The sequence below is a fragment of the Spirillospora sp. NPDC049652 genome, from assembly GCF_040675125.1.
Taxonomy (GTDB): domain Bacteria; phylum Actinomycetota; class Actinomycetes; order Streptosporangiales; family Streptosporangiaceae; genus Spirillospora.
Genome location: NZ_JBFAOF010000272.1, coordinates 1 through 8,030 on the forward strand (window position 1 = coordinate 1; position 8,030 = coordinate 8,030).

Annotated in this window: 7 protein-coding genes and 2 pseudogenes; 5 read left to right on the forward strand and 4 right to left on the reverse strand. The window is 72.5% G+C overall.

The genetic code is table 11. The features are described from left to right. Positions 1-213, reverse strand: a pseudogene (locus AB0J52_RS18815) (hypothetical protein); the annotation flags it as partial. Positions 214-441: 228 nt separating this feature from the next. Between AB0J52_RS18815 and AB0J52_RS18820 the strand changes: the two are divergent. Beyond that, positions 442-891, forward strand: coding sequence for a rhodanese-like domain-containing protein (locus AB0J52_RS18820; RefSeq protein WP_500182878.1), 450 nt, complete (start codon positions 442-444; stop codon positions 889-891). Between the two features lie 744 nt (positions 892-1,635). After that, on the forward strand, positions 1,636-3,462 hold the full coding sequence (locus AB0J52_RS18825) for a DEAD/DEAH box helicase (protein WP_500182879.1): 1,827 nt from the start codon (positions 1,636-1,638) through the stop codon (positions 3,460-3,462). A 230-nt stretch (positions 3,463-3,692) separates the two neighbouring features. On the opposite strand, the gene AB0J52_RS18830 is transcribed toward AB0J52_RS18825, so the two are convergent. Beyond that, positions 3,693-4,526, reverse strand: a complete 834-nt coding sequence (locus AB0J52_RS18830; RefSeq protein WP_500182880.1) for an acyltransferase — start codon at positions 4,524-4,526, stop codon at positions 3,693-3,695. A gap of 190 nt (positions 4,527-4,716) precedes the next feature. After that, complete coding sequence (locus AB0J52_RS18835) at positions 4,717-5,220, reverse strand: hypothetical protein (RefSeq protein WP_500182881.1); 504 nt, start codon at positions 5,218-5,220, stop codon at positions 4,717-4,719. 164 nt (positions 5,221-5,384) lie between these two features. Between AB0J52_RS18835 and AB0J52_RS18840 the strand changes: the two genes are divergently transcribed. Both AB0J52_RS18840 and AB0J52_RS18845 read left to right on the forward strand, forming a co-directional pair. Next, on the forward strand, positions 5,385-5,918 hold the full coding sequence (locus AB0J52_RS18840; RefSeq protein WP_500182882.1) for a peptidylprolyl isomerase: 534 nt from the start codon (positions 5,385-5,387) through the stop codon (positions 5,916-5,918). A 127-nt stretch (positions 5,919-6,045) separates the two neighbouring features. Further along, entirely contained in the window at positions 6,046-6,951 is a 906-nt protein-coding gene (locus AB0J52_RS18845; protein WP_500182883.1) for a rhomboid family intramembrane serine protease, read from the forward strand. A 362-nt stretch (positions 6,952-7,313) separates the two neighbouring features. Here the strand turns inward: AB0J52_RS18845 and AB0J52_RS18850 are convergent, their stop codons facing one another. Further along, on the reverse strand, positions 7,314-7,571 hold the full coding sequence (locus AB0J52_RS18850) for a cell division protein CrgA (protein WP_500182884.1): 258 nt from the start codon (positions 7,569-7,571) through the stop codon (positions 7,314-7,316). A gap of 78 nt (positions 7,572-7,649) precedes the next feature. Here AB0J52_RS18850 and AB0J52_RS18855 point away from each other — a divergent pair. Then, positions 7,650-8,030: pseudogene (locus AB0J52_RS18855) on the forward strand (hypothetical protein); the annotation flags it as partial.

The window sequence follows — 8,030 nt, forward strand, 5'->3', positions numbered from 1 at the left end:
CCCGGCCGTGTGCCCGGCCCCGGCCGTGTGCCCGGCCCCGGCCGTGTGCCCGGCCTCAACCGCGTGCCCGGCTCCGACCGTGTGCCCGGTCGCGGCCACGTGGCCGGCCGCAGACTCGTGCCTGGCTTTGGCCGTGTGCCCGACCTTGTCTCTGTGGGCGGTCCGGATCTTGGACGCAGCCTCGGGCTGCTGCACGGCCCTCTCGTCGATCATGGCCAGATCTTAATGGTCAACGTCGTTCATGCCACTGTGCGCCTCCGGCCGGACCAGCGAGCATCAAGGAGTCGGCACAACCCGGCCCGGAAGCCCTCACCACGCGAAACGTCGACACCGTCCGTGTGGCGGCGGCGACCTAGCGGGCCGCGCTCACCTGTGGTGATCCAGTCCAGGTGGCGGACGTGCCGACGCTTCGAACCCGAAGGAATCAGTAAGGAGCCGAACATGACGCTTGGCGAGATGCGGGCCGACGACGCGGCGGTGCGGTTCTTCGCCGCCCGGGTGGCCTTCGAGACCGACCCGTCGGACGTGTTCCACCAGCTGGCGGACGCCACGGAGCCGATCGTCGTCGTGGACACGCGCGCCCAGGTGGCCTGGGACATGGGACACGCCGCGGGCGCCGTCCACCTTCCCCGGGCGGAGATCGCCGCCCGCCACGCCGAACTCCTCGATCGAGACGCGTCCGTGGTCGTCTACTGCTGGGGGCCCGGCTGCAACGGCGGTGTGAAGGCCGCACTGGAGCTGGCCGAGCTCGGGTACCGGGTCAAGGAGATGATCGGCGGGTTCGAGTACTGGGCCCGCGAGGGATACCCGGTCGAGACGGCCGCCGGTGTCAGCCGTCGTTCGCCCGACCCCCTGACCGCTCCCGTGGCCGGCGTCACCTGCGCCTGCTGACCCGAACGCTCCTCTCACCTCCGCGCCTGCCGCCCCGGACGCTCGTACCGCCTCCGCCTCCGCCCCCGCTGATCTGATCACTCCCACCACCGCCTCCGGGCCTGTCGACCGTCACTGATCGGGGCAAACGACGCGAAGGACGCGGCACACCGCAGTGCCCCGACGGCCGCCCCCTCCGCCGTCTCCCTTTCGGTTGGCCGCGACCTGCGCCCCGTGTCCGTCTCCCCCCGGATCGGACGCGGGGCGCAGGCGCGGCTGTGAACATGGACCGCACCCCGCGCCCTCCGGCGCCAACCCCCCTGACGCGAGGCCCGGGGCGGATCCACCTCTCCATCGTCGCCGCCACCCCAGCCCGCCACCAGCCGACCGCCGACCTGTGGATAACTCCACGCCCGTGTCGCGTATGCTCAGGACCGGGGCGCTCTCGCCCTCGCTGGAATCGCTTCCCACGGCCAGGCCCGACACCCGTCTGAGGGCCACCTCACACAGGCCGCGAGGACATGGGGATCAACCTTCGCGCACGCGGACGGACGGGGACGAAGCGGCCCGTGTGACGAATGTGTCCGGTCGGGATGGGCATAAGCACGGCCCCTCTCGACGTTAGGATGAACAAATCGCTCTTATGACGCTCGCCCGCAAGGCGTCCGCGTCTCAACTGGCTCGTCCTTGCAGCGCACGAATCACGGCCGCCTCCCCGGCCCCTGTGGTGCCTCCCGAGACGCGCCCCCTCTCGGAAGGTATTGCGTGACCGACGTTTCTGCTGCCCATGCCCCGTCCACCCCTGTGGAGGACACCGCGGACACCGCGCGGGCCGAGGCACAACCCGGCTTCGCCGAACTCGGCCTGCCGGAGCCGCTCGTCGCGGCGCTCGCCCGTCAGGGCATCGAGTCCCCGTTCCCGATCCAGGCCGCCGCCATCCCGGACGTCATGGCCGGACGGGACGTCCTCGGCCGTGGCAAGACCGGCTCGGGCAAGACCCTGGCCTTCGGCCTGCCGATGCTCGCCCGCCTGGACGGCCGCCGCGCCGAGCCGCGTCGTCCCCTGGGCCTCATCCTCGTGCCGACGCGCGAGCTCGCCCAGCAGGTCGTGACCAACCTGGAGCCGCTCGGCCGCTCCGTGGGCCTGCACTTCAAGACCGTCATCGGCCAGACGTCGATGTTCAAGCAGATCGACGCGCTGCGCCGCGGCGTGGAGATCCTCGTCGCGACCCCGGGCCGCCTCAAGGACCTGATGCGCCAGGGCGCCGCGGACCTGTCCGCGCTCGAGATGGTCGTCCTGGACGAGGCCGACCACATGGCCGACATGGGCTTCCTGCCCGACGTCACCGACATCCTCGACGAGGCCCGTCCCGGCGGCCAGCGCCTGCTGTTCTCCGCGACCCTGGACAAGGACGTCGACGTCCTCGTCAAGCGCTACCTGAACGACCCGGTGACCCACGCCATCGGACCGGTGGACGAGTCCGTCGACACGATGGACCACCACCTGCTGCTGGTCGCGCCCAAGGACAAGGCGGCCATCACCGCCGAGATCGCCAACCGCGAGGGCAGGACCATCCTGTTCGCGCGCACCAAGCACGGCGTCGACCGGCTCGCCAAGCAGCTCACCCAGGCGGGCGTCCGCGCGGCGGGCCTGCACGGCGGCAAGTCCCAGGGCCTGCGCACGCGGACGATCGCCGAGTTCCACGAGGGCACCTTCGACGTCCTCGTGGCCACGGACGTCGCCGCGCGCGGTATCCACGTGGACAACATCAGCCTGGTCATGCACGTGGACCCGCCGGCCGACCACAAGGACTACATGCACCGCGCCGGCCGCACCGCGCGTGCGGGCGAGAAGGGCACCGTCGTCACGCTCGTCCTGCCCCACCAGGTGCGTTCGACCTCCGCGATGACCCGCCGCGCGGGCATCGAGGCGCCCAAGCACCGCGTCTCGTCCGGTGACGAGGAGCTGACGCGCCTCACCGGCGCCCGCGAGCCGTCCGGCATCCCGATCGAGGAGCCGGTCATCTCCGAGCGTCCGCGCCGCGAGGCGGGCCGTGGGCGCGGCCGTGGCCGCTACAACGGCGGTCAGCGCCGCTTCCGTGAGGACGGTCCCCGTGGCGGCAGCCGCGAGGGTCGCTCCGAGGGCTCGTTCCGCCGGGACTCCGACGGCGAGCGCCGGGGCGGCCAGGAGGGCGGATACCGCCGCGACCGGGGCTTCGACGGCAACCGCCGCAACGAGTCCCGTGGCGACGGCTTCCGCCGCAACGACGACCGTCGTGAGGGCGGCCCCCGTGGCGACCGTCCCTACAACAACGACCGCGGGGACCGTCCGTACAACGGCGACCGCGGCGACCGTCCGTACAACGGCGACCGTCGTGAGGGCGGCTACCGCGGTGACCGCAGCTTCGACGGCGACCGCCGGGGCACCGGCGAGCGTCGCGAGGGCCACGGCTTCTCGGGCGAGCGCCGTGGCGGCGCTCCGCGCGGAGCCGGCGCCGGCGCGGGAGCGGGAGCGGGCGCAGGCCGTCGCACCGGCTCTTACGGCGGCCCTCGCCGCGAGAGCAGCGACCGCCGTCGCGCGCGCTTCAACTGAGCACTAGAACGCTCTGGACGGGCCGCTGACACTTCGGTGTCGGCGGCCCGTCCGCCTTTGTCCGACCTCCTCGGCCTGACCGAGCCCCGTGCGCTTCAACCCGTAAGAGCGGCATCCGGTTCAACCCGTACGAGCGGCATCCATTTCAGCCGACCGAAGCTCACCCGCTTCACCTGTCCGAGGCTCATCAGCTCGGCCGGCCGAGGGCCGTCCGCCTCGGCCGGCGGCGGTCAGCCCGCCTCTTCCTGGAGTTCGGGGTCCAGCGCGGAGGATGCGGGGGCGGTGGAGGACGCCCCGGCGTTGCGCAGCTTGTCCTGGAGGAGCTGGAGGCCCTCCATGCCGTCCAGGGACAGCGCGGCCAGCTCGTCCAGCGAGATGAGCGGCTGGTTGCGGAGCGGCGGCTGCCAGCCCGCCTCCGGGGTGTGGCTGCGGAGCACCTTGGCGGGGACGCCGCCGATGACGGAGTGGTCCGGGAACTCGCCGCGGACGACCGCGCCGCCCGCGACCGCGACGTTCCGGCCGAGCCTCGTGCCCGGGAGGATGATCGCACCGGTGCCGATCCAGCAGCCCGGGCCGATGACGACCGGGTTGTTCTCCGGCCACTGCCGGCCCACCGGCATGTCCAGGTCGGCGTAGGTGTGGTTCTGGTCGGTGATGTAGACGTTCGGGCCGGTGAAGACGTCGTCGCCGATCTCGATCGACTGGTGGCCGACGATGTGCGTGCCGCGGCCCAGCGAGCAGCTCCGGCCGATCTTCACGATGACGTCCGGGCCGAGGTCGAGGCCGGGCACGAAGCCGGCGGAGATCGTCACGTGCGTGCCGACCAGGGTGTGGTCGCCGATGGAGATCCACGGCTCGCCGTAGATCGCGCCGGTCGGGAAGCCGATGCACACGCCCTGGCCCAGGTGCGCGAAGCGGCGGCGGCCCGGCGTCTCCGGGGTGATCTCGCCGTGCCGCTGGATCCACTCCCAGCCACGCTGCACGGCGATGTGCAGACCCTGCCGGGCTCTGCGCTTGAGGAACCCGCTGAGCTGCTGCCCCGGCGGACGCGATGTCGGCGACATGGCGCCACCGTACCGGTTGGTATCACCCGCGAGGCCCGCTAACCCCGCACACGCGGCGGAGGCGGCCCATCAGGACGAACCCGGGGCTCAGACCCGCGTCCCGGCCATGAAGAAGGACCCGGCCGGCGAACCGGCGGGTCCTTCTTCTGGGGCGGGCGTTCGGCCCGGCGTCGGGCCAGGCGTGCGGCCGTCAGTTGTTGCTGTGCGACGAAACCTGATCCGCGGAGTCGGAGTCGGAGTCCGAGTCGGAACCGGCATGGTCGGAGGCCGACTCGTCGCTCATCATCTCCGCCTCCTGGGCGGCGTTGCGGCGGGTGAGGGCGACACCGGCGACACCGGCCGCCGTGACCCCCGCCACGAGCGCCACGGCCTTTCCGCGGCTCCGCCGGGCCGGACGGGGCGGCTCGACCCGGCCCGCCGTCTGGGCGAGCATCCGGCTCACCTTGGGGCTGAGGTCGGACTCGACGTACTTGGCGGCCTGACGCAGCACGGGGGCGCTCCAGCCCCGCAGGGCCAGCATCCGGGCCGCGGCCATCTCGCGGCCCTGCCGGGCCGCGGGACCCATCCGCTCCCGGGCCGTCGAGGCCCCGCCGCGAGCGGCCGTCAGGCCCTGCCGCATCGCGTCCTGCGTGCGGCCGAGCCGCGAGTCGACCGTCTGCCGCGACTTGCGGCGGCTGTTCATCTTTAGGGACACGCTAACCTCCCTGTTTGCGAGGTCCTGTCAGGCAGCCTTCCCCTGCAGCGGGAGGTAAACCCTGGGATAGTGATCATCACGTCACCCAGGGTGGACAGAGGGGCGGCCGAGGGCCGCGCCGAGACCGGCTCAGACGCAAGCATCTCGACGAGGAGGGGGCCCGCGTGGCTGAGGAAATCTTTGCGACACTGAACACCAGCAAGGGCAAGATCGTGGTCCAGCTGTTCCCGGACAAGGCGCCCGAGACGGTGCAGAACTTCGTCGGCCTGGCCGAGGGTTCCAAGCCGTGGCGGCACCCGGAGACCGGCGAGGACAAGACCGGCACGTCGCTCTACGCCGGGACGATCTTCCACCGGGTGATCAAGGACTTCATGATCCAGGGCGGCGACCCGCTCGGCCGCGGCACCGGCGGCCCCGGCTACGAGTTCAAGGACGAGTTCCACCCCGAGCTGAAGTTCGACCGGCCGTACCTGCTGGCCATGGCGAACGCGGGGGCCGGCACGAACGGCTCGCAGTTCTTCATCACCACCAACGTGGAGAACACCCGGCACCTGACCGGGCGGCACACGATCTTCGGCAAGGTGATCGAGGGCACCGGCGTGGTGGACGACATCGTCAACTCCGAGACCGGCCGGATGGACCGTCCCGTCGACGACGTCGTCATCGAGTCGGTGACGATCGAGCGGCGCCAGTCGTAAGAGTAGGTAGGGGATGACGGCCCGGCCCGCCCGGTCGGGCCGGGGCCGTCTCCCGGACCGACCGGTCGCCCCGCCCGTCCGGGGCGCGCCGGCCACCGCCGCACCCAGGCCCCACGGAGCCGCCACGATGAGCACCGACCGACAGCCCGCCCCCGAGACGCCGGTCACGACCTGCTACCGGCACCCCGGTCGTGAGGCCCACCTGCGCTGCGCCCGCTGCGACCGGTACATCTGCCCCGACTGCATGCGCGACGCGGCGGTCGGCCACCAGTGCCCGGAGTGCGTCGCCGAAGGGAACCGGGGAGTGCGGCGGCCGCGCGCGGCCATGCCGGGCAGGCGGTCCGACCAGCCCGTGGTGACGTACGCGCTGATCGCGGTGTGCGTGCTCGCCTACCTGGGCGAGATCGCGTCCAAGCGGGTCGTCCCCGACCTGATGATGCTCGGCGCGTGGACCCGTCCGGACGGCACGCTGGCCGCCGGCGTCCTGGACGGCGAGTGGTACCGGCTGGTCACCTCGATGTTCCTGCACCAGGAGCCGACCGGCGGGACCTTCGGGTTCACCCACATCCTGCTGAACATGTGGGCGCTGTACGTGCTGGGCCCGCCGCTGGAGACGGCGCTCGGCCGGGCGCGGTTCCTGTCGCTGTACCTGCTGGCCGGGCTCGGCGGCAACGTCCTGCTGCTGCTCGTCGCGCCCTACACCGGAGCGGTCGGCGCGTCCGGCGCGATCTTCGGGCTGTTCGGCGCGTTCTTCGTGGTCGCGCGGCGGAGCGGGGCGCCCACCGCGCCGATCCTGTTCCTGCTCGCGATCAACCTGATCTTCACCTTCTCGGTGAGCGGCATCTCCTGGGAGGGCCACGTCGGCGGCCTGGTGACCGGCCTGGCGGTCGCGTTCGTGTACGCCTACGCGCCGGCGGTCCGGCGGCGCTGGCTGCACATCGCCGCGCCCCTCGCCGTGCTGGCCGTGTTCGTGGCGCTCATCGTGGCCAAGGCCGTCACCTTCACCGCGGACGTCAGCAACGGCCTGGCCTGACCGCTTCCAGCCCCGCCCGACCCCACCGGCCTCGCCCATCTCACCGGCCTCGCCCGTCCTCACCGGCCTCGCCCGTCCTCACCGGCCTCGCCCGCCCCTGGCGGCCCGACCCGGCGCGCCCGTGGCCCCGGCCGCCCGTCCGGCTCGGCCGGCCCGACCGACGCGGCTCAGCCCGTCCCGTGCGCCCGGACGGCGTCCCTCGCGCGTCCGGGCGTGTCAACGCCTCCGCGGCGGGCAGGAAGACGCGGGCAGCACGTCTGGCCGCGTCTCCGGGGGAGCCGCGGCTGGACAGGCGTCGGGAGAACTGTCCCCAGCCTGTGGATAACTTTCGTGGATTCAGATCGTCCGGGAGTGGGTACGGCTCAGCGCCACTTGGTGGACAGGCCGACTCCCAGGATGATCGCCACGAACCCGATCAGCAGGTTCCAGCTGTGCAGGCCGGTCATCACCGGGATGTCGACGCCGGTGGCGGCGCTGACGTAGTAGACGGCGATCCAGGCGAGCCCGACCAGCCAGAGCGTCACCATCGTCGGCGCGAGCCAGCGCGGGCTTACCTCGGGGGCCTTGGACTTCTGCGGCGCCGTGTAGACGGCCTTCTTGCGCACTTTGGACTTGGCCACGGTGGGTTCTGTCTCCTCGGGCGGTCGGCCGGCGCACCGGTCCGCGCATGGGTGGATTGTCGGTTAGCGTAGTCGCTGGTGAGCAGCGTACGGCGTCGAGCGTGGGGAAGCATCATCCCAGCTCTCACGGTCCTTGCGGGAGCCCTGTTCGCGGCGAGCGCGAGCACGGCCCGCGGTACCGACCTGCGCGACACCGGGCGCACCCGGATCACCGAGCTGATCACCGCCGAGCAGCGCCGCACGCTGGGCGAACGCGCCCGCTACGACCGGCTGCGCCGGGAGGTGGACGGGTTGTCGCGGGCCGCCGGACGCGCCGACGCGCGGGTGAACCAGGCCCAGGCGGACGCCGACCGGCTCGCCGTCCGCGCCGGGATGACCCCGGTAGCCGGGGCGGGCGTCCGGGTCGCAGTCCGATCTGCGGGTCGAGGCGGCCGCGTTCGAGCAGGTGAAGCAGGGCGG

Excerpts from the sequence above, each read along its gene's own strand:
- AB0J52_RS18820 (WP_500182878.1), top strand. The coding sequence starts at position 442 with ATGACGCTTGGCGAGATGCGGGCCGACGACGCGGCGGTGCGGTTCTTC.
- AB0J52_RS18830 (WP_500182880.1), bottom strand. The coding sequence starts at position 4,526 with ATGTCGCCGACATCGCGTCCGCCGGGGCAGCAGCTCAGCGGGTTCCTC.
- AB0J52_RS18845 (WP_500182883.1), top strand. The coding sequence starts at position 6,046 with ATGAGCACCGACCGACAGCCCGCCCCCGAGACGCCGGTCACGACCTGC.